This is a genomic window from Variovorax sp. J31P207 (assembly GCF_030316965.1).
GTDB classification, from domain to species: Bacteria; Pseudomonadota; Gammaproteobacteria; order Burkholderiales; family Burkholderiaceae_C; genus Variovorax; species Variovorax ginsengisoli_B.
Genome location: NZ_JASZYN010000002.1, coordinates 589285 through 615296 on the forward strand (window position 1 = coordinate 589285; position 26012 = coordinate 615296).

Below are 26012 nucleotides of genomic sequence, written 5' to 3' on the forward strand. Positions count from 1 at the left end.
TCCCACCGTCGGCGGTTGCGGTCGGGCGAGCAGGTAGGCCTAGTAGCGGACAAGAATCGCAAGACCTGCTACGAATTGACAAACTGCGCCGAACTTCGCGGCGTTTGATGCGCCAGGGGAAGGCGCCCACGGCAAGGTTCCAAAGGCGCCCAGAACGACGAGCAAGATTCCCGACCATGGAGGCGGGACGCTCAATGCGATGGCGGCGAGCAAAAGCAGCTTCGCACAAACGGCCCACGTCGCCCCGCCGACAAGCTTGAGCCAGTCCGGTGGACTGAGCCAGCTTGGGAGGGCGCGCGGGCGATTCAGTGCATGACGTATTCCTGAATTGAAGCGCTTCCGTGGCCGTAGTTCGATGCTCGGAAACAGCGCAACGAAAACTCCAACCATGAATCCGTGAAACACAGCCAGAACCGCCGACCCCCTCATGGCGAACGATATGGCGGCCACGATTGCGCCCGACACGAGGAGCCATTTGGCGAACTTGATTCCGCCGAAAACAACCTCAACCGCCGCGCCACACGATGGACATGTCTTCTCGCTCTCCTCGCGTTGCCTTTGCCACTCAGGGGAGAGAACTCTAACGACGCTGGAACATTGACTGCACTTCATGGCTGGTACGGATGTCCAGCGCCGACGTCCGCGAAGGTCCAGGGTTGGCTCATGGTTGTTGAATCCAGCAGGTGGAGACGAGTGACTGGTCCAGGCCAAATCGCGCGTTCTTATACAAGGGCGAAAAAGGCGACGACGCCGACGAACGCAACGGTAGGAATCCAGACCAGGGCTGCGAGCGCAAACCGAGGCAACTTGCCAGCGATTTGACGAAGGCGGTCTGCCGCGGGATGGCCGCGTGGCAGGAGCGCCGCCCCAATAAGGAGGCCAACGACGAGCGATATGGCCAGCCCGGCCAGTGCAGCAATGGCGACGAAGAGCACAAAATTGAACGAAAGGGGCGCTGGGCCGGGCATTCCGCCGATTGTTCACATATGCCTGTTTGTGTGCACGCGCTTCGGACTGCGCATTCCTACCTCAGGACGGAACTGTTGTCCCCGCGCCGCGAATGTCTGCTTATCAATTCTGCGGCACGTCCGAAGGACCGCAGCCGATTTTCGCCCCTCGGGCGCCCCTCTCACGCGGAGGCTCCTTGGAATCGGCTCAGGTCCCAGGCTACTTCTTCTTCAGGGTGAATTCGTTCCCGTTCACCATTCCTTTGAGCGTTGAGGCGTCGATAGCCCGAAGGTCAACTGTGTGTCCGGACAGCCGACCAAAGTCTTAGAACCATTCACCGTAAACTCCAATTCCTCGGCGGTTGCCTTCTGAACGGCAATCGGGAACTTTCTCCCAATGCAAGGGTTGCTTGAGTTGGTGATGTTCATGTCCCAGGAACCACCCTCATCGGCGATGATGACAGTTCCATCACGGTTCGCGCCACTGAAGCCCTTGAAGGTGGCGTGCCAGCTGCCGTTGTATGGATTGCTCTGGCCCGTGGCACTAAATGGCGCGAACAGGGTGGCTGCAGACATTGCTGCAAGCACGATGGCTGAGGGGCGCATGATTTCCTCTCTGGTTGAGCAAATCTGTCCTTCCCTGATGCACGTTGCCGCCTCCAACGTGCGGCACCGCGGTCGCAAACAGTCGTCGCTGCATCGTTCAACAGTAGCATCCCAATTCCTCGAACGCGTCCTCAGTGGAGATGTTGACGGAAAGCCGGAGCATGTGCTGCCGCCTCCTCGTGCGCAGTCGAGATCGAAGCGGCGGGTCCTTCCGAATGAATTCTGCTTTGAAGCTGGACGGGACGACCGCTCGTGGCCGAACTATGCCGTACCGCGGAGAAGGTCAGTGCTTTCCATTGAGGGCAGCAAGAACGTACTCGAACAGCTCGGTCGCCCGATTTGTCGAGCCAATGGCTCCGCGGCTGCGAGCTTCCGCCTTATGGTCAGGAGCATTTGAGCCTGCGTAGATGACGAATGGCGTTTGGTTGCCTGAACTGCGAAGCTTTTCCAAGAGGGTGTATCCCGCGCGGGGGTCTGGAGGCCGTCCCATATCAGAGATGATTGCGTCGAAGTGCTGCTTCGACACCAGCGTGAGGGCCTCCTCGGTCGAAGTCGCGAGCACAAAAGAGATGCCCAAAGCCTCCAGCGACTGGCGCTCGAAGATGTTGTTGCTCGGCCGGTCGTCGACCCAGAGCACGGTTGCGGAACTGGCACGACGGATGACTCGAGCATTGACGGTGTCCGCAACAACAGCCGCCGCTTCCCTTGCGTTCCTCGCAGCTGACTCAGGTGTCGTTCCGGCATCAGGGCGAGCGACGGATGCGGCGACAAGGGCTGCAGATGCTTCGGCTTGCTTTCTCTTTGCGGTTGCCTCAAAACCTCCTCCTTTGAACGAAAACTCACCCAGACCGTAGAAGAACTCTTTCAGCGCCGGCGAGAACTTCACGAGCACAATCACCAGAACAATTGGCCATATAGAAACGCCCAACAGCTTTGTGAGGGCCTCGGTTACCTTGACGAACTCGTCGACGTTCATGTGATCCCCTCTGCACGTCCGTGGCTACGACTCGACCTGGGCGAACTGTCATCCTGGGACCGTCGGGAAGACGCCTCGGCCGAAGAAGCGATACCGAATCCTGCCATAGCGAGTGGCACCTTGCGGCGGAAGGTCTCCTCAAGAAGAAGGACGCGGCTTACCCGCAACGAACCTTGCTCGTTCTTGGCGAACTGGGCACCACTTGCGAATGTCCGGAGTTGGCCGGGCGGGGCGGCCGCTGTCATAGTGCTTCTTCAACCAGCCGACATGCTGGGACATGGGCGCGTCAAGCTCCTCGGGCGGACGGATGTACGTCAGAGTGACAATGAACATGGGGACCTTGTTCCTGGATTGGAAATGGGGTGGCGCATGCAAACTTGTGCTGTTGGCCGGATTCTGTCCATGAACACGCACCTCAACTGGCGCTTGGTACGCCTTCAAGACCGAGTCGTTCGAGAACCCGCTGGTTGTACCGCGCCCAGTGCCGCTCCGAGTTCTCGATGACCATCTTGTCCAGCGTCAATCGGTCGAACAGCGCGTCCGTCATGCGTCGGTAGTCCTGGTACAGCGCGATGAGGCCTTCGAGACCAACCAGGATTCGGCGCACCGCGTACGGTCCCTTCAACTTCCAATCGACCTGATACTTCACCCAGGCCTCCCCCCGCTCTGCGCAAACGGTGCGCACGGCGCGCTCCACGTTCTCCTGACGCAGGTAGACGACGAGCGGTTGCAATGGCCCGACGAGCTGAGTCAAGCTCTCGCAGTACGCCGCGAGTTCATCGAAGCTCGCCTCCATCAGGAAGAGATTGGTAAGGTCGCCGTGAAAGAGCTGGCCGTCTAGCACGGGCACAGAAGGGCCGAGTCGAACCGTTTGCGCAAACGAGCGCCACTTCGAAATTGCACGGACCGCCAGCTGTTCAGCCGTGGATTCTCGCCACGGTTCGAACCAGTGCGGGAGATCATCGGTCGCGCGGACGGGGTGAGGGTCGGTGCGCTCGTGAACAGCAAGTACCGGCCGTCCTGCATCTTCCAGCGCTTTCGCGACGAACCTCATGGTTGTCGACTTGCCGGAGCCCATGATTCCCTCGATGATGACGAGCCCGTGGTGCTCGGCCGACCGGCGGTCTGGCTGTGCGACTTGATGCATACGGATGTTGTATCCGATTCAGCCGGCGGTCATGAGAGTCCGCTCGTGGCCGAACTGAGTCTTTGGCCGCCGCCGGGCGAAAGAGGGCAATCGCCGCAGAAGGCGTTCCATGGCTGCCCTGGTAGACAGTCCCAGCGCATGAATGGCGCCGCGACGACTCAGGACTCGTTCAGATGACGGTGGAGCAAGCGCGCACGCAGGAGTGCCGTGACTACCCAGATCAGAATCGCGTTCGCGAACAGGCCCAGCGAGACGACCAGTGCCGCACGATCTGCGAATCCATGGCTGAGGTCGAGGAGCAGAAGGGCCAGCGACCAGGGGAGGGCGCAAAGGATCGCGACAGCCAGCAGGAGGCTCTCGCTCGGATGAAACGCAGCAGCCGCCAAGGCCGCCGCAAGGGCAGAGCACGCGCCCGGCAGCCACCAGGCGTGGCGATACAGTGGCGGTAGGCGATGGCTGGACATGTCGAAATTGTGCGGTGCGCGCGGCGGTGGCGCGCGAGCAATTTCACACGCAATGCACAAGCCTTGGCATCTTGTCGCGCGCCGCCCACACGATGGCGGCGGCCATTCGGCTGGACTCCGGAGAAAGCCCAACCTGTCTCAGCGGTCGTCGAACGGCGCAAACACCTCCGCCACCCAGTCGACGAACAGCCGCGTCTTGGCGCTCAGATGCCGGTTGCTCGGATAGACCACGTGAAGCGGTTGTCGCGGACGCCGCCAGTCGTCGAGCACGGTGCGAAGCCTTCCGCTCTGGAGGTGCGGGGAGACCATGAACTTGAAGGCCTGCCCCAGGCCGACGCCCGCGAGCAGCGCGCTCAGGTGGGCCGTGCTCTCGTTGACCGCGACGACCACCTGCCCTTGCACCAGGATCTGCTCGTCGCCCTTGCGGAACTCGAGCGGGAAGGCCCGGCCGGTGAGTGACGAGAAGTAGCCGGCGATGGCGTGGCCCGGCACGCGCGCGTCTTGCTCCGACGCCGGCTCGCGGGGCAGCAGCTCTGACGGATGCTTCGGGACGCCGCGCGCGCCGAGGTACAGGGGGCTCGCGCAGGTGACCCAATCGAGGTCGGCGATGCGTCGCGCGACGAGCGATGTGTCGGCCAGTGCGCCGCCGCGAATCACGCAGTCGACCCCTTCGCCGATCAGGTCGATCGGCCGGTCGCTGACACCCAGGTCGATGTGCAGGTCCGGATGGCGCGCACGAAAGCCCGGCAGCGCCGGGATCAGGATCATGTTGGCCAGCACCGAACCGACGTCGACGCGGATGCGGCCGCGCGGCTGAGCCCGTGCGCGACTGGCGCTTTCGTCCATCTCGTCGAGGTCGCCGATGAGGCGCGTGGCGCGCTCGTAGTAGGCCGCGCCCTCCGGCGTCACGCTGACCCGCCGGGTCGTCCGATGCAGCAGCTTGGTGGCGAGGTGGCGCTCGAGGTCTTGCACGAGCTTGGTCACCGTCGGGCGCGGAATGTTCATCGAATCGGCAGCCTTCGAGAACGTGCCCGACTCGGCGATCCGCACGAAGACGCGCAAGGCAAGCAGTTGATCCATGGCGGGACTGATTATTCAGATGTATGAATTAAGAAGTCAAGATTGTCATATTTATTCATTCGTGTGAACTCAATAAGCTTGGCTCACCTCAACACATCGGAGCAAGACATGGGCAACAAACTCTCTGAAAAGGTCGCAGTCATCACAGGCGGCACAACCGGCATCGGCCTTGCCGCCGCCAAGGCCTTCGCGTCGGAAGGCGCATTCGTCTACATCACGGGCCGCCGCCAGGCCGAGCTCGACGCGGCGGTAGCCGCCATCGGCGTCAAGGCGACCGGTGTGCAGGCCGACTCGACCCAGCTCGACGACCTGGATCGCCTGTACGAGACGGTCAGCTCGCAGCACGGCCGCATCGACGTGCTGTACGCCAACGCAGGCGGCGGCGAGATGCTGCCGCTGGGCGCGATCACCGAGGCACACTTCGACCAGACCTTCGATCGCAATGTCAAAGGTGTGGTGTTCACGGTGCAGAAGGCGTTGCCGCTGCTCGACAAGGCGGCAAACGGTGCGTCCGTCATCCTGGCCGGCTCGACGACCGGCATCTCGGGCACCGCGAACTTCAGCATCTACAGCGCCACCAAGGCAGCGGTCCGGAACCTCGCCCGCAGCTGGGTGCTGGACCTCAAAGGCCGTGCGATCCGCGTCAACACGCTGTCGCCAGGACCGATCCACACGCCGGGCCTGGTCGAACTCGCCGGGCCGGACACAACACAGCAGCAAGGGCTGCTCGACTACCTGACCTCGCAAATCCCCGTCGGGCGCATCGGGCAACCCGACGACGTGGCCAAGGCAGCGGTCTTCCTCGCCTCGGACGACTCGTCCTTCATCAACGGCATCGAGCTCTTCGCCGATGGCGGCATGGCCCAGGTCTAAGGCCGCAATCATGAAGACCGCTCTCGAATTGCTTGAGGCCTATCAAGCCAGCATCCGCACCCCGGCCGCAGCCGCAGCCCTCTTTGCGGAGGACGGCGTACTCGAACTTCCAACGGTCAAGGCGCACGCCCAGGGGCGAGCGGCCATTGAGAAGCTGATCTCCGGGCTGCTGGCGAAAATACCGGACTTCCGATTCAAGGACTTCAAGTTGTGGATCGACACGCCCGACAGGGTGTTCGGCGAATACGCCGTCGAGGCACACGTGATCGACACCGGCAAGCTCTACCGGCAAACCTATGCCGGCTTGCTGATTGCCGAGGGAGGAAAAATCAAGCTGCTTCGCGAAGCACTGGACACGGCGGAAGCAGCGCGGGCATTCAGCAAGGACTGAACGCGCGGGGCACTGCCTCCTTCACTCTGCAACCGTTCCCGACACTTGCCGGTAGACGTTGGCGCCCAGTGCGCTGCCATGCACCGCCAGATGCGCCCCCAACTGGATGGCTTGCAGCAGTTCGGCGGCTGCCAGGCCTTGCGACAGGGCCATGGGCACGATCCGCCGGACTGCATCCGCGTCGAAGGCCGTGAAGCATGCATGCAACGCCAGCTGCACCAGGCTGCGCTCCGCCGGGCTCAGCCCGGTGCCGGGGCCGCCTTGCTCGACGAAGTCGAGCAGCACCTCGGCATAGCCGGGGTCGAGCCGTGCCACACCGCGCAGGGCGAGGGCGTGCGCGGCACCGAGCCTGTCGATGCGGGCCTGCAGCTTTTCATCGATGGCCGGCACGCCGCCGAGGTCGATGAACTCGCCCAGGATGTCGACGGCCTGGCCCACGCGGGCGATGCCCTGCACGGCCACCAGGTGCAGCACGTCGAAGATGTCGGCCCGGCTCGCGCCGACCTCGAGCGCACGTTTCATGTGGGTGTGCAGGCCGGCCTCGAACAAATGCGACGACGACGTGTCGAGGGCCACGTAGATCAACTCCACCATGCGTTCGCTCAGCGGCCCCGAGCGCGCCGGATAGCCGGCGTAGCGCGCGTAGTGCTGCACGAAGCCGGGACAGGCGTCGAGCATGGTCTCGGTCCAGGGGCGCCAGTAGCCGCGCTCGGCCATGAAGTACGCCTTGATCCGCGCGCGTTCGGGATCGCTCATCGCGGTGTCCCTGGCGCGTCTGCGCCGCAGACCAGCGTTTGACCGGTCAGGTACTGCGCGGCCGATCCGCAGACGAAGCGCAGCAGCGGATGCAGCGTCTGCGGATCGACGCCGCCCGGCACTTCCAGCGCATTGATGCGCAGGGCGCGGCTGCCCCACTCGCAAGCGAGGGTCGAAACCAGCATGCGGGCCGCGGCCCCGTCGCCGGCATCCTGCCAGCGGCGCGGCGGTGCCGAGGGCAACAGCAGGGTCAGGCTGGCCTGCTGCGTGTGGCGCGCCGCGAAACGTGCGGCGGCCGCATGCACGGCTTGCAGCACGCCGGCCGACGCGCAGTGCAGCGGCGACAGATCGAGGCAGGCCGCATAGTGCGGCTGCGCGGCCGCGGTCGGCGCCACCCCTTGCCAGGCTTCGCCCTCGCCGCCGCAGACCTCCAGTTGCAGGGGCGTGTCCAGCGGCTGCGGCTGCAGTGTCGCGGGCGGCAAGGGCTGGCTGCCGCCATAGACCGACGAGCCGCCATTGACGGCCAGGATCTGGCCGCGCAACGGCGCCGCGCCGGCGCTGGCCAGGAAGTACAGCGCCTGCGCCATCTCTTCGGGCGCGGCCATGCGGCCGAGCGGGATCTTGCCCAGGGCGCCCTCGGGCTTGAGGCGGCCGGCCTGGATCAGTCCATCCACCAGTTCGGTGCGGACGAATCCCGGCGCCAGCACCGTCACGCACAGGTCGGGACGCGCTTGCGCCAGGGCCAGGCTCTGGGCGATGAGCCCCGCCTTGCTCGGGCTGTAGGCGCCGCGCCAGGGAATGGCATGCAGGCCGGCGCCCGATGCGACGTTCACGATGCGCGCGCCCGGCTTCAGCAGCGGTCCGCAGGCATCGACCACCGCCGCTGGCGCCGCCAGGTTGAGCGCCAGCAGGCGTGCGACCTGTGCCGCGTCCTGTTCGGCCAGCGGCGTGTTGGAGGCGTCCGACATGCCGGCGTTGTTGAGGATCGCATCCAGCCGGGGAGTGTCATCGCCGAGGGATGCGATCTGCACCGGGTCGGTCAGGTCGACGGCGCGCAGGCGGTGCGGGGCCGAGGCCGGCGCTGGCAGGCTGCGACCCAGCTGCTGCAAGGCCGGTGCGTTGTGGTCGACCAGCACGCATTGCCAGCCCGCGCCGGCGAACAGCCGTGCGGTGTCTCGTCCGATGCCGGAAGCCGAACCGGTGATCAGGACGGTCTGCATCCGCGCCACCGCCCGCGTCTCAGATGTTGGTCAGCGTGATGCCGCCATCCACCACCAGCGCCTGGGCCGTGATGAAGGTCGCATCGTCGCTGGCCAGGAAGCAGATGCTGCGGGCGATGTCCTCCACCGTGCCCAGGCGGCCCATCGGCGTGCGGGCAATGCGGTTGGCGTCGCGCTCGGCATTGCGGTTGCGCTGCGTGCCTTCGGTCGGAACGGCCGAAGGGCAGACGGCATTGACGCGGATGTTGCGCGGGCCCAGCTCGGCGGCCGCGGCGCGGGTGATGCCCAGGATGCCCGCCTTGATGCCGGAATAGACCACCGAGTTGGCGGCCGAGCGCAGCGCCGCCACCGAGGCCACGTTCACTATCGCGCCGCCGCGCTCGGGGTCCATCAGGGCCACCGCCTCCTGCAGGCTCCAGATGACGGACTTGAAGCCCACGTCCAGCATGCGTTCCACCGTCTCGGACATGATCTCGGGGATGGCCTGGTAGCGCACCCAGGCGGCGTTGTTCACCAGGATGTCGAAGCGCCCGCCCAGCGCATGCGCGCGCTGGATGGCCTCGCGGATGCCTTCGCGGCTGGCGATGTTCTGCACCACGGCATGGGCCTGGCCGCCGCGCGAGCGGATCTCGTCCACCACCGGCATGACCAGTTCTTCCTTGAGGTCGTTGACGCAGACGATGGCGCCGCGGGCGGCCATCTGCAGCGCGGTTTCGCGGCCGATGCCGGCGCCGGCGCCCGTGATGAGGGCCACGCGGCCGAGCAGATCCTGGTTCATTCGCATTCCTTGTTTCACACTGACTGGATGAAGTCGCGGCCGACCTGGCTGGCCAGCGCGCCCGAGCCGAAGGCGGCATCGAACTTGCGCACTTCGCGCAGGGCGTAGTGCAGCGGCACTTCCCAGGTGAAGCCCATGCCGCCGTGTAGATGAATCGATTTCTCCAGCACGAAGGCCGCACTCGCCAGGGCATTGGCCAGCACCGGCCGCGTCTCGCGCACGCGGCCGTATTCGTCGGTGTCGAGCACGCGCTGGATGCCGGCGCTGGAGGCCTCCTGCTGCAGCCGCATGCGGGCCAGCAGGTGGCGCACGGCCTGCTTCGCCGACAGCGGGCGCCCGAACTGCACACGGGTCGACATGTAGCCGGCCGTGGTGGCCAGGGCCGCCTCGGCCGCACCGTTGACGAAGCCGGCGATCAGGATGTGGCTGTCGCGCTGCAGGGCGGCGAAGGCCGCGGCATCCAGCTGCGCCAGCACTTCGGCATCGTCCAGCACCAGCCAGGATTGGGGATGCTCCGGGTCCAGCGCCTCGTCCTCCTGGATCTCGATGCTTCGCACGTCCAGCAGGGCGCCGCCGCCCCGGCCATCGGCCACCAGCACCCAGTCGCAGTCCCTGGCGCCACGCGCCTGGCCGGCCAGCCCGTCCTGCAGGCTGCCCTGCAGCGCCCAGGTGGCGACGCGTTCGCCGCTGGCCAGCTGGGCCGCCAGGGGCGAGTCGCCCAGCGCCTTTGCGACCAGGAGGTTTTCGAGCAGCGGCCAGTGCAGGCGCAGCTTGCCCGCCTCGGTCGCGATGGGCAGCGCGAACGCGATGCCCAGTGCCAGCCCGCCGGCGTCCTCCTGCGCGCAGACGCCGCACAGACCCGCGGCGGCCAGCACCCGGGCGGCGTCGCGGAAGTCGCGGGTCTGCGCATCCTGGATCGCCTCGGCCGCGGCCTGGGCGAACTCTTCGGGCTTGAGATCGTTGTCCGGCATGGTCATCTCAGAGGTCCTTCGGAAGATTCATGATGCGCTGGGCGATGATGTCCAGCTGCACTTCGGTGGTGCCGGCGTAGATGGTCTCGGCACGCGCATAGAAATAGGCCGTGGTGAAGTGCTTGCGCGCGCGCTGCGCCAGCGCGCTGGAGCGCGGGTTCACGTGCGACACGAGCGCGAGCGCCAGCCCTGCGAAGGCCTGGTGGCACTCGGACCAATACAGCTTGGTGAGCGAACCCCGGGCACCGATCTTGTCGCCGGCCATCATCCGGTTCACGGTCTGCTCGACCAGGCCCTTGAGCGCATCGATCTCGCCCACCACGTCGCCGATGCGGCGCTGGTAGCTGCCGTCATCCAGCAGCCTCGACAACTGCGGATCGGACTTGCAGGCGGCGACCAGCTGGCGCAGTTCGCAGTCGAAGCGCCATGCACGGTACATGCGGTTGGTCGCGCGCTCGATGGACAGCACGCGGATGGCCGCGTTCCAGCCCTCGTCCGGTGCGCCCAGGCGCGCACTGTCGGGCACCACGACGTTGTCGAAGAAGACCTCGGCAAAGGACACCTTGCCATCGATCGACTTGATCGGCACCACCCGGATGCCGGGCGTGTCCATGGGCACGGCGAACATCAGCAGGCCGCGGTGCTTGTCGGCCACCGTGCCGGTGCGGGTCAGCAGCAGGCAGTAGCGCGCCTTGGCGGCGCCGCTGGTCCAGATCTTCTGGCCGTTGATGCGCCAGGCGTCGCCTTCCGGCACGGCCTTGGTACGCAGGCGCGCCAGGTCCGAGCCCGCGTCGGGCTCGGAGAAGCCCTGGCACCAGTAGTCGCGCATGGCGAGGATGCGCGGCAGGAACAGCTGCTTCTGTTCTTCCGTGCCCACGGTCTGGATGATCGGGCCCGCCAGCTCCTTGCCGATCGAGCTCACGCTCTCCGGCATGGCCAGCGCGCCCACTTCCTTGTTGACGACCAGGTGCTCCCGCAGCGTCAGGCCGAGGCCGCCATAGGCCTTGGGCCAGGTCATGCCCGCGAGGCCGGCGTCGTACATCGACGCCTCCCAGGCCCGGCACTCGTCCAGGGTGGGGGTGCGGTAGTCGACGCTGTCCGCACGCATGTGCGCGGGCAGGTGGGCGCCCAGCCACTGGCGGGCGTACTGCCGGTAGACGGCCGGGCCCGCTGCAGCGTCCGGGATGGCCGGGTTCTTTTCCATGTGCATGAGAGGCCTCAGGGGGCAGGGCGGTTGCGGGAGGTGGGAACCATCAGGGCGTCCAGGACCAGGACGCCTTCGCCTTGCGGCTTGACCAGGATGGGGTTCATGTCGATCTCGGCCACGTCGGCGGCATGGCGGCAGGCGAAGTCCGACAGCCGGGCCACGGTGCGCGCCGCGGCGGCCACGTCGGCCCTGGGCTGGCCGCGGGCGCCGTCCAGCAGCGGGAACATCTTCAGGCTGCGGATCATCCGCAGGGCTTCTTCTTCGGAGACCGGCGCCACCTGCACCGCGACATCCTTCAGGATCTCGGCATAGATGCCGCCCAGCCCGACCATGACCACCGGGCCGAACACCGGATCGCGCGAAACGCCGGCGATCAGCTCCACGCCGCCGCGGACCATCGGCGCCACCAGCACGCCGTCCAGCCGTGCCTCGGGCGCGTGCTGCCGGGCGTTGGCCAGGAGGCGGTCGTAGGCCTGGCGCACGGCGTCATCGTCCTGCAGGCCCAGCGCCACGCCGCCGATCTCGGTCTTGTGGGCGATGTCTTCCGAGGCGATCTTGAGGACCACCGGGTAGCCGGTGGCGCGGGCGCTGCGTACGGCCTCGTCGGCCGAGGCCACGATCTCCTCGCGCGGCACGCTGATGCCCGCCGCCGCCAGCGCCTTCTTGGCATGGAACTCGTTGCGGAACACGGCCGCATCCACGCTGTCGACCGGACCGTCGTAGGGGGCGGCCGCGGGCAGGGCGCCGAGCTGGCCGAGCCTGACCAGGCCGGCCAGTCCGATGGCGGCCGCCGGGATGCTCGGGAACACGGGGATGCCCAGCGCATTGATCTCGGCCACCGCATCGGGCGGGCCCTGGCTGATGATGACCAGCAGGCGATCGGGATGGCTGGCCCGGACCTTGGACAGCGCCTCCAGGTACACGCCGCGCAGCCGCGGGTTGTACAGCGACAGGGCCAGCAGCAGCACCAGCGTGCTGCCGTTGGCGTCGTCCTGCAGCGCGCTCAGCATCTTCAGCAGGATGTCAGGGCGGGCCGACATCTGGGCCGACGCATCCACCGGGTTGTTCGTGCCGGCGGTGGGCACGGCCTCGCGGATCCGGGCCCGGGTGGTCTCGGCGAGCTGCGGCAAGGTCATGCCGGCCTGCACCATCGCGTCGGCCATCATGATGCCGAAGCCGCCGGAGGCGGCCACCAGCGTCACGGCGTCGGTGGCGGGCAGGCGCTGCCGGCCCAGCAGGGCGGCGGCATGGCCGACGTCGAGCAGCTCCTCGAACGAGCGCACGCGCAGCACGCCGTGGCGGCGGAAGACGGCGTCGAACACGGCGTCGGAGCCCATCAGCGCGCCGGTGTGCGAGGCGGCGGCGGCCTGGCCTTGCTCGGTGGCGCCGATCTTGAGCACGATCACCGGCTTGTGCTGCCGGCGCGCCATGTCGAGCGCCTGGAACAGCCGGCCGGCATCGCGGCAGGTTTCCATGGCGCACAGGATGATGCGGGTGCTGTCGTCCTGCGCCAGCGCCGCGATGCCGTCGGCCACGTCCACGTCGGCCTCGTTGCCGGTCGCGATGAAGCGGCTCACGCCCAGGCCGCGATCGGCCATGTTGCGCATGGTGAAGCTGCCGATGTTGCCCGACTGCGAGACGATGCCCACTTGCCCGGCCGGCGGCAGGCTCTGCTCCAGCGCGATCGAGAACGAGCCCACCAGCCGGTCGACCACGTTGACGGTGCCCAGGCAGTTCGGGCCCAGCAGCCGCATGCCGTGGTTGCGCGCGACCCGCACCAGCTCGGCCTGCAGGGCCGCGCCTTCGGGGCCGGCCTCGGCGAAGCCCGCGGTGAGCACGATCACGCCGCGCACGCCGCGGCTGCCGCAGTCGCGCACCGCCTGCAGCGTGGCTTCCACCGGCACCGCCAGGATCGCCAGTTCCGGCGCCGTGGGCGTGTCCAGGATCGAGGCGTAGGCCTGCAGGCCCTGGAGGGTGCCGCCCTTGGGGTTGATCGGATAGATCGGACCGGCGTAGCCGTACTTGCGCAGCAGCTGCACCGGGCGGCCGCCGATCTTGGTGATGTCGTCGGAGGCGCCGATGACGGCCACGCCGTCGGCCTTGAAGAAGGCGTCGAGCCCGGCGCCCGGGGCGGCTTGAACCTGGGTCAGCATGGCTTCAGCGTCCCTTGAAAACGGGCGCGCGCTTCTCGAGGAAGGCCATGCGCGCTTCGCGGGCGTCCTCGGTCTTCGACAGGGCCATGGTGAACTCCTGCTCGAAGCGATAGGCGTCGCGCTGGGGCATGACATCCACCATGTTGGCCGCGCGCTTGGCGTAGGCGATGGCCAGCGGCGCCTTGGATGCGATCTCGCGTGCCAGTGCCATCGTGAAGGGCAGCAGGTCCTTCTCGGACAGCACGTCGTCGACCACGTTGCGCTTCAGCAGGTCGTGCGCGCTCAGGCGCTGGCCAGTGAAGAACATGCGGCGCAGTGTGGAGCGGCCGAACAGGGTCTTGAGCATGGAGGCGCCGCCGGCCAGGCCGACGTTGATCTCGGGCATGCCCACGGTGGCGTTCTCGGAGGCATACAGGATGTCGCAGGCCGCCGCCAGGCCGAAGCCGGCGCCCAGCGCCGCGCCGTTGATGGCGGCGATCACGGGCTTGGCGCACTCGCGGATCGCGTTGCCGGTCTCGCGGGTGATGCGGTTGTGCGCGAGGAAGTCGCCGGCGACATCGGCGTCGGGGCGGTCCTTCAGGTCGGCGCCGGCACAGAACACGCTGCCCGCGCCGGTCAGGACGGCGCAGCGGATGTCCGTGCGCTCGGAGATGGCGTCGAAGGTGGCCACCAGCGCGTGGCGCATCTCGCGGCTCAGCGCATTGACCGGCTTGCGGTCCATGGTGACCAGTCCCACGCCATCGGAAACTTCCAGACGAACCCATTCATCACTCATACGCCACCTCTGCAATAAAAAGACGTTTGTCCCGGTTTTAATACGCTCGATCGATTATAGAAATCGCATTGAATTTGATTTCTCGTTTTTCCGGGAGAGTGTTCTGCAAAAAATGAAGGATTCGCTGGCGGGTGGGCCGCCAGAGGGTCGCTACCATGACCTCCATCCAGTCGACGGACGATAATTTCCATGTGTTCAATTGATTTATCTGGTCGATTCAATTCAATTGAGAGAATTAAAGCGCGAGTGCAAAAATGAATATTCAGCGCCTCGGAGATCTGAAAACCGCATTGGGCGAATGCCCGGTATGGCATGGACAGCAGCTCTGGCTGCTGGACTGCCGCGCCGGCCTGGTGCTGGCGCTGGACCCCGGCACCGGGGCGGTGACGGCGCGCCACGAGGCGCCTGCGCCCCTGGGCGCGTTCGCCTTCAACGGCGACGACCGCATCGTGCTGGCCCTCAAGGAAGAGATCGCGGCGCTGGACCTGCGCAGCGGGCAATTGCGCCCGCTGGCGCGCATCGAGCACAGCCACCCCCACCTGCGGCTGAACGACGGCATCGCGCTGGCCGACGGCAGCTTCGTGGTCGGCACCATGCATGTGTTCCGCGAGGCCGACGAGCCGCCCCTGGGCGGCCTGTACCGGCTCGATACCCGGCTGCAATTGCACAAGCTCGACGACGGCCTGGGCATCACCAACGGCCCCTGCGTGAACCCGGTCAACGGCCGCCTGCACGTGGCCGACAGCGCCGCACGGGTCGTCTATTCGTATGCGATCGCAGCCAATGGCAGCCTGGCCGACAAGCAGGTGTTCGTGCGCACCGACGCCCAGGACTCCGGACCGGATGGCTGCTGCTTCGACAGCGAAGGGGGCCTGTGGATGGCGCTGGTGCGCGTGGGGGCGCTGGCCCGCTTCGACCTGCAGGGCCGGCTCACCCACCAGGTCGCGCTGCCGGTGGCCCACCCGAGCGCACTGTGCTTCGGCGGGCCGGCGATGGACGATCTGTTCGTCACGACCATCAGCGACAGCGGCCGCCTGAGCGCCTCCGGGCCCCTGGATGGCGCCGTGCTCAAGCTGACCGGCCTGGGCTTCAGTGGCGCGGCCCGCCCCGAGTGCCGGATGCCGCTGTAGGCCGCGCGGCGGTCAGGCCGCGGGCGGGGCGTCGAGCCCGGCGGCCTTGCTGTGGGCGGAAAAGCGCAGCTCCGGCCCCGCCACGTGCTCGGCCACGAAATCCAGGAACAGGCGGATCTTGGCCGGGATGATGGGGGTGTCGAGGATGGTGGCGTACATGCCCTCGTCGAAGCCCTTGTTGCTGATGCGATGGTCGCCCAGCACCCGGACCAGCCGGCCCTGGCGCAGGTCGTTGTGCACGGTGTAGTCGTCGAGCAGCGCCAGGCCTTCGCCCAGGCGCGCGAGTTCCAGCAGGGCGATGCCGTTGTTGCTGACATGGCGCGGCTTGAACGCGATGGCGCTGGTCTGCGCCGGCTGCTTGAACAACCAGGTGTATTCGTCGCCGGGCAGCTGGTAGGCCAGGCACTCGTGCGCCAGGATGTCTTCGGGCGCCTGCAGGGCGGGCTTGCCGGCCAGGTAGGCGGGCGCGGCCACCAGGTAGCGATCGCTCTGGAACAGCATGCGGCGCTTGACGCCGGCCTCCACCGGCGGCGAGATCCGGAAATCGATGTCGATCTGGCTGCGCCGCAGGTCGGCCGCGGTCTCGCCCAGCGTGAGCTCGATGTGGATCTCCGGGTAGAGCTTGCGGAACGATGCGATCAGGGGCGGCAGTACGCCCAAGCCGAACATCATGCGCGAATGCACGCGCAGCAGGCCCTGCGGCGCGCTGCTGATGGCGGTGATGTTGGCCTGCAGCTCGTTGATGCGCCACAGGATGCCCTCCAGCTGGCGCGCGTATTCCTGTCCCGACTCGGTCAGCGCGACCTGCCGCGTGGAGCGCAGCAGGAGCTTGACCTTCAGCTCGTCCTCGATGTCGGTGATCATGCGCGACACGCCGGTGGCGGAGATCCCGAAGCGGCGCGCGGTCTCGGAAAAGTTACGGGTCTGGGAGATGGACAGGAACAGCTCCATGGCGCGCAATCTATCCATCAGTCCTCCAGTCTCCGCAGTTCAGATCTGCAATTTCATCCATTATCAATTCAGCTGGCCTGCCCGAGAATTTGCTGACCCCTCGCGGGCCCGATTTTTCGCGGAGACAGCACACATGGATTTCGGAATATTCATTCTCGCCCAGCAACGGGGCTATCACCAGACTTCGCAGCAGGTCATCAACAACTCCATCGAGCAGACTGTCGCTGCGGAGCAGGCCGGCTTTTGCAATGCCTGGTATGCGGAGCATCACTTCAATAATTATTCGCTCTCGCCGTCGCCGTTGATGATGGTCGCCCACATGGCCGCCAAGACGACGCGCATCCGCCTGGGTACGGCGGTCTGCATTCTTCCACTCTACCAGCCGGCCCGTTTCCTGGCGGAGGTCGGTTTCGTGGACACGGTCTCCAATGGCCGCCTCGACCTGGGCGTGGGCTCGGGCTACCAGGAGTTCGAGTTCGAGCGTTTCGGCGTCCAGATTGCCGACGCCAGCGCGATCTACAACGAATTCCTGGACATCCTGCCGAAGGGCCTGACCCAGAAGATCTTCGAGTACGAAGGCCGCTTCCTGAAGGTGCCTCCCAGCTCGATCGCGGTGCGCTGCGTCCAGGACCCGATGCCGCCGGTGTGGATCACCTCGGGCAACCCGGTCGCGCTGGGCCGCGGCGTGCGCGAGAACCACAACTTGTTCGTGACTGCGCTGCTCAACGGCAACGAAGCCATCCAGGGACTGCGCCAACGCCTCGACAAGGTGGCCGACGACAACGGCAAGGACCTGGACCGCGACGTCAAGTTCGGCTTCCTGCGCTGCGCTTATGCCTCCGACAACCAGGCCGAGATCGACGCCTACCTGGATTGCGCCCGCTTCCAGCGCCGCATTTCCGAGAGCCTGAAGTTCCGCCGCTCCCAGTCCGACGACGGCTACATGATCAAGGAAGTGCCGTCCGAGACCGACCCCACGATGGAGCAGCTGCGCAAGAACCTGCCGGTGGGCTCGGTCAACCAGGTCATCGACAAGATGCTGGAGGAGATCAGCATCCTGCGTCCCAAGCACATCGCACTGCAGACCCAGCTGGGCGATTTCGACCAGAAGACCATGCTCAGGCAGATCGACCTGTGGGGTGAAAAAATCATCCCCGCCATCCAGAAGGAGTTGGGACGCCAGCAGCCGGCGATCGACGCACTGGCTGCCTGACCCGAATTCAATCGGCACGCCCCCTGGCCCAGCGGGCCTGCACCGGGTCCGGACAGGCGGACCCCCATCCCCCAACGCTTTGCGCAGTCGAATCAGGAGACAACCATGAACAACACACTCATCCAGCGCCGCACGGTCTTGCTCGGCGGCATGCTGCTCGGCGCCGGCGTCAAGGCCATGGCCGCCCCGGAGCCGTGGCCTTCGCGCCCGATCCGCCTGGTGGTGGCCGGCTCGGCCGGCGCGGGGGGCGACATCTTCGCCCGCCTGATCGCCGACCCCTTGGGCAAGACGCTGAAGCAGCCGGTGGTGGTCGACGCCAAGCCGGGCGCCAACGGCCTGATCGCGTGCGACACGGTGGCCAAGGCGCCGGGCGACGGCTACACGCTGCTGTTCGCGCCGTCGTCGTCCATCCTCATTAACCCCGTGATCCACCCGAAGCTGCCCTACAACGCGGAAACGGACCTGGTGCCGGTCGCGCAGGTCGGCGCCGCGGGCATCCTGCTGATGACGAATCCGAGCACCGGCTTCAAGAACCTGGCCGACATGGTCGCCTACGCCAAGGCGCATCCCGGCAAGCTCGCCTACGGCTCGTGGGGCACGGGCTCGTCCGGCCACCTGGCCATGGAAGGCATCAAGGCGCACTACGGCCTGGACATGCCCCACGTGCCGTACAAGACGATCGTCACCGAAGTCACCGACCTGATCGCCAACAACATCAGCGTGGCCTTCACCGACATCGCATCGCCCATTCCGCACATGCGCAATGGCCGGCTGGTGGCGCTGGGCCAGACGGGTTCGCAGCGCTGGCCGGCCACGCGCGACGTGCCGACGCTGGCCGAACAGGGCTACAAGTTCGAGGCCGACGGCTGGTACGGCGTGTTCGCGCCGGCGGGAACCCCGACGGCCATCATCGACCGGCTCAACGAGGAGATCAACCGCCTGCAGAAGACCGACGAGGTGCGCCAGAAGATCGAAGGCCAGAACATGATCGTGCCGCCGAGCCGCTCGGCCAAGCAGTTCGCCGCCTCGGTCAAGAAGGACGCCGCCATCTGGCAAGGCCTGGCGAAGGTGACCGACCTGAGCGAAAAGTAAGCATCGCGCAAGTGACGAAGAACGGGGCCTCTGGGCCCCGTTTCTTTTTGCCTCGGGGGGGCGATCCCGCGCTTTTTTGCAGGACTGAATCGCGCGCCGACCGTATTCCCGATTGCCGGGCGCGACTGGAGAATTCCTGCATCGCACATCACTCTTCGGAAGCGGGGCAAGACATGGAATTCGGCGTATTCATCCTGGCGCAGCAGCGCGGCTATCACCAGACTTCGCAGCAGGTGATCCAGAACTCGATCGAGCAGAGCGTGGTCGCCGAGCAGGCCGGCTTCGACACCGCCTGGTATGCGGAGCACCACTTCAACAATTACTCGCTGTCGCCCTCGCCGCTGATGATGATCGCGCACATGGCGGCCAAGACCCGGCGCATCCGCCTGGGATCGGCCGTGTGCATTCTTCCGCTGTACCACCCCGCGCGCTTCCTGGCCGAGGTCGGCTTCGTGGACACGGTGTCCAACGGCCGCCTGGAGCTCGGCATCGGCTCGGGCTACCAGGAATTCGAGTTCGAGCGCTTCGGCGTGAAGATCGAGGAGTCGGGCGCGATCTACAACGAGTTCCTGGACATCCTGCCCAAGGGCCTGACCCAGAAGATCGTCGAATACGACGGCCAGTACCTGAAACTGCCGCCGAGCTCGATCGCCGTGCGTCCGGTGCAGGACCCGATGCCGCCGCTGTGGATCACCTCTGGCAACCCCGTCTCGCTGGGCCGCGGCGTGCGCGAAGGCCACAACCTGTTCGTGACCGCGCTGCTCAACGGCACCGACGCGATCGTGGCGCTGCGCGAGCGGCTCGACAAGGTGGCGGCGGACAACGGCGCCGACCTCGACGAGGACGTGAAGTTCGGCTTCCTGCGCTGCGCCTTCGCCTCCGACAAGGCATCCGAGATCGACGCCTACCTGGACAACGCGCGCTTCCAGCGCCGCATCTCGGAAAGTCTCAAGTTCCGCCGCGCCCAATCGGACGACGGCTACATGGTCAAGGAAGTGCCGTCGCCCACCGACCCGAGCTTCGAGCAGCTGCGCAAGAACCTGCCGGTGGGTTCGGTCAACCAGGTGATCGACAAGATGCTGGAAGAAATCGCCATCCTGCGGCCCAAGCACATCGCGCTGCAGACCCAGCTGGGCGACTGCGACCAGAAGACCATGCTGCGCCAGATCGAGCTGTGGGGCGAGAAGATCATTCCGGCGATCCGCAAGGAAGTCGCATCGATGCATGCCGTCGCTGCCTGAGGCGCCGTCACCGATGCGCGCTCCCCTCGCTTTCGACAACGCCGCCCTGCAGGGCCGGGTGGCCGTGGTCACCGGTGCCTCCGGCGGCCTGGGCCTGGCCATCTGCCAGCACCTGCGCGCGATCGGCGCGCAGGTGGTGCAGGCCGACATCAGCCATGCGGCCACGCCGACCGAGGCCGACGGCCTGCTGTCGGTGCACTGCGACATCGCCGAGCCGGCATCCGTCGCCGCGATGGCGGCGCTGACGCGTTCGCGCTTCGGCCGCTGCGACGTGCTGGTCAACAACGCGGCCATCAGCGGGGCGCCGGTGGGCCTCGAGGACCTCCCGATCGACCTCTGGGACCGCATCTTCCGGGTCAACCTGCGCGGCGCCCTGCTGTGCGCGCAGGCCCTGGCGCCGATGATGTTCGAGCGCGAGGCGGGCAGCATCGTCAACGTGGCGTCGATCGCCGCGCAGGTGCCCACGCGGGTCGGCGCCTACGGGCCGACCAAGGCCGCGCTGCAGGCGCTGACCCGCCAGATGGCCGTGGAATGGGGCCCGCGCGGCATCCGTGCCAACGCGGTCAGCCCCGGCATGATCCGCACGCCCTTGTCGGAGCCGCACTACCGCGACGAGGGCGCCTTGGCGGCCCGCACCGCCAGGATTCCCGCCCGCCGGCTCGGCCTGCCGGCGGACATCGCGGATGCCGTGTGCTTCCTCGCCAGCGATGCGTCCGCGTATGTGAACGGACAGGACATCGTGGTCGACGGCGGCTTCCTGAAGGCATCGCTGACCAATCTCTACGGAAGCTCGCAATGAACCCCGCCATCGAATCGCCCAAGCGGCTGCAGAACGTTTTCGTGGTGGCCGAACGGCCCGCCGAACTCCATGCCTTCTACGAATCGGCGCTCGGGCTCCAGCTCAAGTTCCGCGACCAGGACCGCTGGATCCAGTACGGGGTGGGCAACACCAGCGTAGCCCTGGCCTGCCGCGAAGAAGCCGTGCCGGCGACTTCCGGCGTCGTCATGGTGTTCGAGGTCGACGACTTCGCCGCCACCGCGCAACGGGTCGCCGCCTCGGGCGGCGAGGTGCTCGGCGTGCGCGACATGGGCGCCCACGGCGCGGTGCTGTCGCTGCGCGACCCCGAGGGCAACATCGTCCAACTCTTCAAGCGCCAGGGGAGCACGTCATGAGCCAAACGACGCCGCACGCCGAGCCCATCGATCCCAAGCTGTTTCGCCAGCTGCTGGGCTGCTTCCCCACCGGGGTGGCCGTCATCACGACCCGCACGCCGGACGGCACGCCCGTGGGGCTGACCTGCAACTCCTTCAGTTCGGTCTCGCTGGAGCCGCCGCTGGTGCTGTTCAGCCTGCGCAAGGCGAGCAGCCTGCTGGGCACCTTCGTCGAGGCCGACAGCTTCGCCATCAACATCCTCTCGCAGAGCCAGGACCAGCTGTCCGGGCGTTTCGCATCGAGCAGGATCGCCGACAAGTTCGAAGGTGTGGCCTGGCGTCCCGGCCCGCTGGGGACGCCGCTGGTCGACGATTGCCTGGCGAGCTTCGAGTGCCGGGTCCATGCCCGCCACGAGGCCGGCGACCACGAGATCTTCATCGGCGAGGTGAAGCACATGCGCAGCGGCTGCGCCGACCATGCGCTGGTGTTCTACAAGGGCGCCTACATGATGCTGGCCGAGTCGCTGCGCCAGCGGGTGCTCGAAGGGCAGCTGGGAACGGTCGACATCGACGAGGCCTACCGCGCGCTCTACGGCAAGTTGCTGCGGCTGGCCTGCGACCGGGCCACCGCCGAGGAGGTGGACGCGATCGAGGCCGCCGTGGAAGAGATCGAGCAGCACCAGGGCGCGGACGCGCTGCCGCGGCGCATCGAGGCGACGGCACGCTTCTTCTCGTCGATCAGCCTGGCCGGGCACAACGAAGCGCTGCGGCTCATGGCCCAGACGATGACCACCGTGCTGCGCGAGCGCATGACGCACGTGATCCCGGTGCGGCCCAGGCCCGACGTGTTTCCGCTGCGGCGCAAGGTGGTCCAGTGCCTGCGGGCGCGGGACGCCGAGGGTGCCGTGGCCGCGCTGGACGAACTGATCACGATGCTGCGCAGGGACGGCGCTGCGCAGGCAGACGGGACCGCCGTGGCGGCGCCGGTCGAACACTGACCGCTGCGGTGCGACGGCGGGCAAGGGTTCCCCTAGAATCCGCCCCCCGCCTTCCTGCCCACACCGTGGGTGCCGCACCATGCCCCACATCCGCGTCGAGCGCCTCGTCAAGACCTACCGCATTTCCGAGCGCGATCCGGGCCTGCGCGGTGCGATGCGCGGCCTGCTGCAGCGGCGCCATCGCACGGTCGAGGCGTTGTCCGGCGTTTCGTTCGCGCTGGAGCGCGGTGAACTGCTCGGCTTCATCGGCCCGAACGGCGCCGGCAAGTCCACCACCATCAAGATCCTGGCCGGCATCCTGCGGCCGGACAGCGGGCGGGTGGAGGTCGCCGGGCGCGACCCCTTCGCCGACCGCGAGCAGCATGTCGGCCGCATCGGGGTGGTCTTCGGGCAGCGCACCCAGCTGTGGTGGGACCTGCCGGTGGGCGAGGGCTTCGACCTGCTGCGCGACATCTACCGCGTCGACGCGGCGCGCTACCGGCGCACCCGCGACGAGCTGGTGGCGCTGCTCAGGCTCGAGCGCGTGCTCGACCAACCGGTGCGACAGCTATCGCTCGGCCAGCGCATGCGCGCCGAGATCGCCGCCGCGCTGCTGCACGAGCCCGACCTGCTGTTCCTGGACGAGCCGACCATCGGGCTCGACGCGCCGTCGAAGCTGGCGGTGCGCGACTTCGTGCGGCGTGCCAACCGCGAGCGCGGCACGACCGTGCTGCTGACCACGCACGACATGCACGACATCGAGGCGCTGGCCGAGCGCGTGATCGTCATCGGCCATGGCCGCGTGCTGGCCGACAGCCCGGTGGAAGCCTTGCGTGCCCAGGTGGTGGCCGCGCGCAGCGCGGCGCAGTCGCCGGGCGAGGACATCCCGCTCGAAGCACTGGCGATCGAAGAGGTGATCTCGCGCTTCTACGCCATGCATGGCGCGGCCGAGGCATGACGCTGCAGAACCTGCTGCGGCCCTACACGGCCGCCTTCGCCTCGCGTTTTCTGCAGATGCTGCAGTACCGCACGGCGGCGCTCGCGGGCTTCGGCACCCAATGCTGGTGGGGCGGCATCAAGGTGATGGTGCTGGCCGCCTTCTATGGCGGCGCCGAGGCGGGCGACTTGCCGATGACGTTGGCGCATGCGATCACCTACACCTGGCTGGCCCAGGGCCTGCTCACGCTGCTGCCTTGGGCCGGCGACCCCGAGGTGGCGCAGGCGGTGCGCACCGGGTCCGTCGCCTACGACCGGCTGCGGCCGGTCGACGCCTATGCGCTGTGGTACGTGCGCAGCGCGGGCTGGATCGCGGCGCGCGTGCTGCCGCGGCTGGCCCTGATGGTGGCCTTCGCAGGCGTCGCCCTGCCGCTGCTGGGATGGGGCGAATGGGGCTGGCAGCCGCCCGCGGGCCTGGCGGGCGGACTGGCCTTTGCGGTCTCCGCGCTGCTGGCGCTGCTGCTGTCGGTGTCGCTCGTGATGCTGCTCAACGTCGCGGCCGCCGCCGCGCTCAACGAGCGCGGGATCAACGCGCTGGCCGTGCCGGTGGTGGTCGTGCTCTCGGGCAACCTGCTGCCGCTGGCCCTGTTGCCCGACCCCTGGCAGACGGCCCTGCTGCTGCAGCCGCTGGCCGGCCTGATGGACATCCCGATGCGGCTCTACGTGGCGCAATTCGCGGGCTGGCAGGCGGCGGGCGGGCTGGCGCTGCAGGCCGGCTGGACCGTCGTGCTGGTGATGCTCGGCCGCTGGCTCATGGCGCGCACGATGCGCCGCCTGGAAGTGCAGGGCGGCTGACATGAACGGGTTTTCGCTCTTTTTCCGGCTCGTGGCCGGATCGCTGCGGGGGCAGGCCCGCTATCCGGCGTCGGCCCTGATGCTGACGGTGTCGCAGTTCCTGGTGACCGGCATCGAGGTGGTCGCGATCTGGGCGCTGTTCGATCGCTTCGGCACCGTGCAGGGCTGGCGCATCGGCGAGGTGGCGCTGTTCTACGGCCTGGTCAACATGATGTTCGCGCTGGCCGACGCGCTCGGCCGCGGCTTCGACGTACTCGGCACCGAGTTCCTGCGCACCGGTGCCTTCGATCGCCTGTTGCTGCGACCGCGCGCGCTGGCGCTGCAGCTGGTGGGGCACGACCTGCGCATCAGCCGCCTGGGCCGGCTGCTGCAGGGCCTGCTCGTGCTGGTGTTCGCCAGCCTGCAGGCGCCGATCGGCTGGACGCCGGCGCACCTGGCGCTGGCGCTGTTCGCGATCGCCGGCGGCGTGGCGCTGTTCCTCGGCATCCTGGTGCTGCAGGGCACGCTGGCTTTCTGGACCGTCGAGAGCCTGGAGGTCGCCAACGTCTTCACCTATGGCGGCGTGGAGGCCGGCCAGTACCCGATGGCGTTGTACGCGCGCTGGTTCCGCCGCCTGCTGACCTTCGTCGTGCCGCTGGCCTGCGTGGCCTACTACCCGGGGCTGGCGATCCTCGGGCGGGCCGACCCGCTCGGTGCGCCGGCATGGGTGGGATGGATCTCGCCGTTGGCCGGCTTCGCGTTCCTCGCGCTCTCGTTCGCGGCCTGGGGCAAGGGCGTGCGCCACTATGCCTCGACAGGGAGCTGAGGCGCGCGCGTCAGAGCAGCTTTCGATAGACCACGAAGCCGGATTTCTCGGCCACCTTGTCGTAGAGCTTCATCGCCGTGGTGTTGGTCTCGTGGGTCTGCCAGTACACCCGTGGCGAGTCGGCCGCCGCTGCATGCTCGCAGACCGCTTCGATCAGGGCGCGCGCGACGCCCCGGCCCCTGGCCGCCTCGACCGTGAACAGGTCCTGCAGGTAGCAGCTCATGCGGATCTGGGTGGTGCTGCGGTGGTAGAGGAAATGCGTCAGGCCGAGCAGGCCATGGGCACCCTCCGCGACCAGCGCGTGCACCGGCTCCGCGGGGTCGAGGAAGCGCGACCACGTGGTGGCCGTGATCTCGGCCGGCAGCGCGGTCGGACCGCTGCGGCCATAGAAGGCGTTGTAGCCGTCCCAGAGAGGCTGCCAGGCTGCGAAGTCGGGCTCCGAGACGGGGCGGATGCGAAACGAAGTGTCCATATCGAGGGGCTATGCCCAACGCACCGTCAGGATGCACGCGGCCTGGATGCCGAAGGCGCGGTGATGGATGCCGGGGCCCCAGATCACGAAGTCACCGTGGCGGCGCAGGGTGTGCGCGAGGCTGTCCGCGGGCGCGAAGTCGGCGCGGGTCGAGAACTCGATGCGGAACTCGCCTTGCGCATCGACCAGCATCGACAGGGTCCGGCCTTCGCTGAGCGGCTTGGGGTCGCCGTTCGGATGGCCCGCCGGATGCCGGAAGTACTTGATGCAAGGTCCGCTCGACGTCGTGCCGTCGGCCACATGCCGCAGGGCCGTCGCCGGGCCGTGGGTCCATTCGCCGAAGCCGACGATCCAGCCGGTGCCATGGGTGTCCAGGTCGCCGGCGTTGCCGAACTCGACGCTTTGCAGCAGGCTCATGCGCGGGCCGGCCGCAGCAGCTTGCCGGTCGAGGAGGCGCGCACCAGCAGGGCGCCGCTTTCGGAGAAGAGATCGGCCTCGAGGAAGACGACGCTGCGGCCCCAGCGCAGCACCCGCGCCTCGACCTCGTAGGCGGCGACCCCGACCCGCTCGAGGAACGACACCTTGAGCTCCAGGCTCGCCAGGCTGGCATCGGGATCGCGCGCGATGACGGCGAAGGCCATCGCGCTGTCGAGCCAGGCCGTGATCAGGCCGCCCTGCACCACGGTGCCCTGGGTGTGGGCGAACTCGGGACGCGCGGTGTAGCGAACGCGGGCGATGCCGGCTTCGTGGTCGACGCGAAGTACTTCTGTGAATCCGATGGCGTGCATCAGGTCCTTGGGGAATTTGCTGAGGTCCATGGTGGCGCGTGTGGCGGTTGTCTCGA

General features: G+C 67.4%; 28 protein-coding genes. 12 read left to right on the forward strand and 16 right to left on the reverse strand.

The window, feature by feature from the left end; all coding sequences use genetic code 11:
* Positions 1 to 1199: 1199 nt before the first annotated feature.
* The 5 genes from QTI68_RS08370 to QTI68_RS08390 all read right to left on the reverse strand — a co-directional run bounded on the left by QTI68_RS08370 (position 1200) and on the right by QTI68_RS08390 (position 5220).
* Positions 1200 to 1553, reverse strand: coding sequence for a hypothetical protein (locus QTI68_RS08370; protein ID WP_286520909.1), 354 nt, complete (start codon positions 1551 to 1553; stop codon positions 1200 to 1202).
* Positions 1554 to 1836: 283 nt separating this feature from the next.
* Positions 1837 to 2529, reverse strand: a complete 693-nt coding sequence (locus QTI68_RS08375; RefSeq protein ID WP_286520910.1) for a response regulator — start codon at positions 2527 to 2529, stop codon at positions 1837 to 1839.
* A 415-nt stretch (positions 2530 to 2944) separates the two neighbouring features.
* Entirely contained in the window at positions 2945 to 3676 is a 732-nt protein-coding gene (locus tag QTI68_RS08380) for a P-loop NTPase family protein (RefSeq protein WP_286520911.1), read from the reverse strand.
* 158 nt (positions 3677 to 3834) lie between these two features.
* Complete coding sequence (locus QTI68_RS08385; protein ID WP_286520912.1) at positions 3835 to 4140, reverse strand: hypothetical protein; 306 nt, start codon at positions 4138 to 4140, stop codon at positions 3835 to 3837.
* Between the two features lie 138 nt (positions 4141 to 4278).
* The gene (locus QTI68_RS08390) at positions 4279 to 5220 is read right to left on the reverse strand and encodes a LysR family transcriptional regulator (protein ID WP_286520913.1); all 942 of its coding nucleotides are present in this window, start codon (positions 5218 to 5220) and stop codon (positions 4279 to 4281) included.
* Positions 5221 to 5328: 108 nt separating this feature from the next.
* Here QTI68_RS08390 and QTI68_RS08395 point away from each other — a divergent pair, with 108 nt between their 5' ends.
* Both QTI68_RS08395 and QTI68_RS08400 read left to right on the forward strand, forming a co-directional pair.
* Positions 5329 to 6093 (forward strand): SDR family NAD(P)-dependent oxidoreductase, encoded by a 765-nt coding sequence (locus QTI68_RS08395; protein ID WP_286520914.1) that lies wholly within the window; start codon positions 5329 to 5331, stop codon positions 6091 to 6093.
* A gap of 10 nt (positions 6094 to 6103) precedes the next feature.
* Complete coding sequence (locus QTI68_RS08400; RefSeq protein ID WP_286520916.1) at positions 6104 to 6484, forward strand: nuclear transport factor 2 family protein; 381 nt, start codon at positions 6104 to 6106, stop codon at positions 6482 to 6484.
* A 21-nt stretch (positions 6485 to 6505) separates the two neighbouring features.
* Here QTI68_RS08400 and QTI68_RS08405 read toward each other — a convergent pair whose 3' ends face one another.
* Genes QTI68_RS08405 through QTI68_RS08435 form a run of 7 tightly spaced genes read right to left on the reverse strand, consistent with a single transcriptional unit; the run spans position 6506 to position 14344 of the window.
* The gene (locus QTI68_RS08405) at positions 6506 to 7240 is read right to left on the reverse strand and encodes a carboxymuconolactone decarboxylase family protein (protein ID WP_286520917.1); all 735 of its coding nucleotides are present in this window, start codon (positions 7238 to 7240) and stop codon (positions 6506 to 6508) included.
* Positions 7237 to 8460: an SDR family NAD(P)-dependent oxidoreductase gene (locus tag QTI68_RS08410; protein ID WP_286520918.1), complete on the reverse strand. Its 1224-nt coding sequence runs from the start codon at positions 8458 to 8460 to the stop codon at positions 7237 to 7239. Before QTI68_RS08410 ends, QTI68_RS08405 begins: the two co-directional genes overlap by 4 nt.
* A gap of 19 nt (positions 8461 to 8479) precedes the next feature.
* Positions 8480 to 9244 (reverse strand): SDR family NAD(P)-dependent oxidoreductase, encoded by a 765-nt coding sequence (locus tag QTI68_RS08415; RefSeq protein ID WP_286520920.1) that lies wholly within the window; start codon positions 9242 to 9244, stop codon positions 8480 to 8482.
* 8 nt (positions 9245 to 9252) lie between these two features.
* On the reverse strand, positions 9253 to 10215 hold the full coding sequence (locus QTI68_RS08420) for an acyl-CoA dehydrogenase family protein (RefSeq protein WP_286520922.1): 963 nt from the start codon (positions 10213 to 10215) through the stop codon (positions 9253 to 9255).
* A gap of 1 nt (position 10216) precedes the next feature.
* Positions 10217 to 11419: an acyl-CoA dehydrogenase family protein gene (locus QTI68_RS08425; protein WP_286520923.1), complete on the reverse strand. Its 1203-nt coding sequence runs from the start codon at positions 11417 to 11419 to the stop codon at positions 10217 to 10219.
* Positions 11420 to 11427: 8 nt separating this feature from the next.
* Positions 11428 to 13569, reverse strand: coding sequence for an acetate--CoA ligase family protein (locus QTI68_RS08430; protein WP_286520924.1), 2142 nt, complete (start codon positions 13567 to 13569; stop codon positions 11428 to 11430).
* Positions 13570 to 13573: 4 nt separating this feature from the next.
* Positions 13574 to 14344, reverse strand: a complete 771-nt coding sequence (locus QTI68_RS08435) for an enoyl-CoA hydratase/isomerase family protein (protein ID WP_286520925.1) — start codon at positions 14342 to 14344, stop codon at positions 13574 to 13576.
* A 254-nt stretch (positions 14345 to 14598) separates the two neighbouring features.
* Between QTI68_RS08435 and QTI68_RS08440 the strand changes: the two genes are divergently transcribed.
* A complete protein-coding gene (locus QTI68_RS08440; RefSeq protein ID WP_286520926.1) occupies positions 14599 to 15474 on the forward strand; it encodes an SMP-30/gluconolactonase/LRE family protein in 876 nt (291 codons plus the stop codon).
* 12 nt (positions 15475 to 15486) lie between these two features.
* Here QTI68_RS08440 and QTI68_RS08445 read toward each other — a convergent pair whose 3' ends face one another.
* Positions 15487 to 16443, reverse strand: a complete 957-nt coding sequence (locus QTI68_RS08445; RefSeq protein ID WP_286520928.1) for a LysR family transcriptional regulator — start codon at positions 16441 to 16443, stop codon at positions 15487 to 15489.
* Between the two features lie 115 nt (positions 16444 to 16558).
* Between QTI68_RS08445 and QTI68_RS08450 the strand changes: the two genes are divergently transcribed.
* The 9 genes from QTI68_RS08450 to QTI68_RS08490 all read left to right on the forward strand — a co-directional run bounded on the left by QTI68_RS08450 (position 16559) and on the right by QTI68_RS08490 (position 24696).
* Positions 16559 to 17638, forward strand: coding sequence for an LLM class flavin-dependent oxidoreductase (locus tag QTI68_RS08450; protein ID WP_286520929.1), 1080 nt, complete (start codon positions 16559 to 16561; stop codon positions 17636 to 17638).
* Positions 17639 to 17743: 105 nt separating this feature from the next.
* On the forward strand, positions 17744 to 18730 hold the full coding sequence (locus QTI68_RS08455) for a Bug family tripartite tricarboxylate transporter substrate binding protein (protein ID WP_286520930.1): 987 nt from the start codon (positions 17744 to 17746) through the stop codon (positions 18728 to 18730).
* Between the two features lie 173 nt (positions 18731 to 18903).
* Positions 18904 to 19971, forward strand: a complete 1068-nt coding sequence (locus QTI68_RS08460) for an LLM class flavin-dependent oxidoreductase (protein WP_286520932.1) — start codon at positions 18904 to 18906, stop codon at positions 19969 to 19971.
* 13 nt (positions 19972 to 19984) lie between these two features.
* Positions 19985 to 20770 carry an SDR family NAD(P)-dependent oxidoreductase gene (locus tag QTI68_RS08465; RefSeq protein ID WP_286520933.1) on the forward strand — a complete coding sequence of 262 codons (786 nt, stop codon included), beginning with the start codon at positions 19985 to 19987 and terminating at the stop codon, positions 20768 to 20770.
* Entirely contained in the window at positions 20767 to 21144 is a 378-nt protein-coding gene (locus tag QTI68_RS08470; protein ID WP_286520935.1) for a VOC family protein, read from the forward strand. The genes QTI68_RS08465 and QTI68_RS08470 overlap by 4 nt, the downstream gene beginning before the upstream one ends.
* Positions 21141 to 22121 (forward strand): flavin reductase, encoded by a 981-nt coding sequence (locus QTI68_RS08475; RefSeq protein ID WP_286520936.1) that lies wholly within the window; start codon positions 21141 to 21143, stop codon positions 22119 to 22121. The genes QTI68_RS08470 and QTI68_RS08475 overlap by 4 nt, the downstream gene beginning before the upstream one ends.
* Positions 22122 to 22200: 79 nt before the next feature.
* Positions 22201 to 23058, forward strand: a complete 858-nt coding sequence (locus QTI68_RS08480) for an ABC transporter ATP-binding protein (RefSeq protein WP_286520937.1) — start codon at positions 22201 to 22203, stop codon at positions 23056 to 23058.
* Complete coding sequence (locus tag QTI68_RS08485) at positions 23055 to 23891, forward strand: ABC transporter permease (protein ID WP_286520938.1); 837 nt, start codon at positions 23055 to 23057, stop codon at positions 23889 to 23891. Before QTI68_RS08480 ends, QTI68_RS08485 begins: the two co-directional genes overlap by 4 nt.
* Position 23892: 1 nt before the next feature.
* Complete coding sequence (locus QTI68_RS08490; RefSeq protein ID WP_286520939.1) at positions 23893 to 24696, forward strand: ABC transporter permease; 804 nt, start codon at positions 23893 to 23895, stop codon at positions 24694 to 24696.
* A gap of 10 nt (positions 24697 to 24706) precedes the next feature.
* On the opposite strand, the gene QTI68_RS08495 is transcribed toward QTI68_RS08490, so the two are convergent.
* The 3 genes from QTI68_RS08495 to QTI68_RS08505 are packed head-to-tail and all read right to left on the reverse strand — an operon-like array spanning position 24707 to position 25986.
* Entirely contained in the window at positions 24707 to 25168 is a 462-nt protein-coding gene (locus QTI68_RS08495; protein ID WP_286520940.1) for a GNAT family N-acetyltransferase, read from the reverse strand.
* Positions 25169 to 25177: 9 nt separating this feature from the next.
* Positions 25178 to 25585: a hypothetical protein gene (locus QTI68_RS08500; protein WP_286520941.1), complete on the reverse strand. Its 408-nt coding sequence runs from the start codon at positions 25583 to 25585 to the stop codon at positions 25178 to 25180.
* On the reverse strand, positions 25582 to 25986 hold the full coding sequence (locus QTI68_RS08505) for a PaaI family thioesterase (RefSeq protein ID WP_286520942.1): 405 nt from the start codon (positions 25984 to 25986) through the stop codon (positions 25582 to 25584). The genes QTI68_RS08500 and QTI68_RS08505 overlap by 4 nt, the downstream gene beginning before the upstream one ends.
* Positions 25987 to 26012: the final 26 nt, after the last annotated feature.

Coding starts and splice junctions, on each gene's coding strand:
- QTI68_RS08390 (WP_286520913.1), bottom strand. CDS start 5,220: ATGGATCAACTGCTTGCCTTGCGCGTCTTCGTGCGGATCGCCGAGTCG.
- QTI68_RS08415 (WP_286520920.1), bottom strand. CDS start 9,244: ATGCGAATGAACCAGGATCTGCTCGGCCGCGTGGCCCTCATCACGGGC.
- QTI68_RS08410 (WP_286520918.1), bottom strand. CDS start 8,460: ATGCAGACCGTCCTGATCACCGGTTCGGCTTCCGGCATCGGACGAGAC.
- QTI68_RS08375 (WP_286520910.1), bottom strand. CDS start 2,529: ATGAACGTCGACGAGTTCGTCAAGGTAACCGAGGCCCTCACAAAGCTG.
- QTI68_RS08460 (WP_286520932.1), top strand. CDS start 18,904: ATGGAATTCGGCGTATTCATCCTGGCGCAGCAGCGCGGCTATCACCAG.
- QTI68_RS08425 (WP_286520923.1), bottom strand. CDS start 11,419: ATGCACATGGAAAAGAACCCGGCCATCCCGGACGCTGCAGCGGGCCCG.
- QTI68_RS08490 (WP_286520939.1), top strand. CDS start 23,893: ATGAACGGGTTTTCGCTCTTTTTCCGGCTCGTGGCCGGATCGCTGCGG.
- QTI68_RS08420 (WP_286520922.1), bottom strand. CDS start 10,215: ATGACCATGCCGGACAACGATCTCAAGCCCGAAGAGTTCGCCCAGGCC.
- QTI68_RS08470 (WP_286520935.1), top strand. CDS start 20,767: ATGAACCCCGCCATCGAATCGCCCAAGCGGCTGCAGAACGTTTTCGTG.
- QTI68_RS08395 (WP_286520914.1), top strand. CDS start 5,329: ATGGGCAACAAACTCTCTGAAAAGGTCGCAGTCATCACAGGCGGCACA.
- QTI68_RS08450 (WP_286520929.1), top strand. CDS start 16,559: ATGGATTTCGGAATATTCATTCTCGCCCAGCAACGGGGCTATCACCAG.
- QTI68_RS08370 (WP_286520909.1), bottom strand. CDS start 1,553: ATGCGCCCCTCAGCCATCGTGCTTGCAGCAATGTCTGCAGCCACCCTG.
- QTI68_RS08505 (WP_286520942.1), bottom strand. CDS start 25,986: ATGGACCTCAGCAAATTCCCCAAGGACCTGATGCACGCCATCGGATTC.
- QTI68_RS08455 (WP_286520930.1), top strand. CDS start 17,744: ATGAACAACACACTCATCCAGCGCCGCACGGTCTTGCTCGGCGGCATG.
- QTI68_RS08465 (WP_286520933.1), top strand. CDS start 19,985: ATGCGCGCTCCCCTCGCTTTCGACAACGCCGCCCTGCAGGGCCGGGTG.
- QTI68_RS08485 (WP_286520938.1), top strand. CDS start 23,055: ATGACGCTGCAGAACCTGCTGCGGCCCTACACGGCCGCCTTCGCCTCG.
- QTI68_RS08405 (WP_286520917.1), bottom strand. CDS start 7,240: ATGAGCGATCCCGAACGCGCGCGGATCAAGGCGTACTTCATGGCCGAG.
- QTI68_RS08440 (WP_286520926.1), top strand. CDS start 14,599: ATGAATATTCAGCGCCTCGGAGATCTGAAAACCGCATTGGGCGAATGC.
- QTI68_RS08385 (WP_286520912.1), bottom strand. CDS start 4,140: ATGTCCAGCCATCGCCTACCGCCACTGTATCGCCACGCCTGGTGGCTG.
- QTI68_RS08445 (WP_286520928.1), bottom strand. CDS start 16,443: ATGGATAGATTGCGCGCCATGGAGCTGTTCCTGTCCATCTCCCAGACC.
- QTI68_RS08435 (WP_286520925.1), bottom strand. CDS start 14,344: ATGAGTGATGAATGGGTTCGTCTGGAAGTTTCCGATGGCGTGGGACTG.
- QTI68_RS08480 (WP_286520937.1), top strand. CDS start 22,201: ATGCCCCACATCCGCGTCGAGCGCCTCGTCAAGACCTACCGCATTTCC.
- QTI68_RS08430 (WP_286520924.1), bottom strand. CDS start 13,569: ATGCTGACCCAGGTTCAAGCCGCCCCGGGCGCCGGGCTCGACGCCTTC.
- QTI68_RS08400 (WP_286520916.1), top strand. CDS start 6,104: ATGAAGACCGCTCTCGAATTGCTTGAGGCCTATCAAGCCAGCATCCGC.
- QTI68_RS08475 (WP_286520936.1), top strand. CDS start 21,141: ATGAGCCAAACGACGCCGCACGCCGAGCCCATCGATCCCAAGCTGTTT.
- QTI68_RS08500 (WP_286520941.1), bottom strand. CDS start 25,585: ATGAGCCTGCTGCAAAGCGTCGAGTTCGGCAACGCCGGCGACCTGGAC.
- QTI68_RS08380 (WP_286520911.1), bottom strand. CDS start 3,676: ATGCATCAAGTCGCACAGCCAGACCGCCGGTCGGCCGAGCACCACGGG.
- QTI68_RS08495 (WP_286520940.1), bottom strand. CDS start 25,168: ATGGACACTTCGTTTCGCATCCGCCCCGTCTCGGAGCCCGACTTCGCA.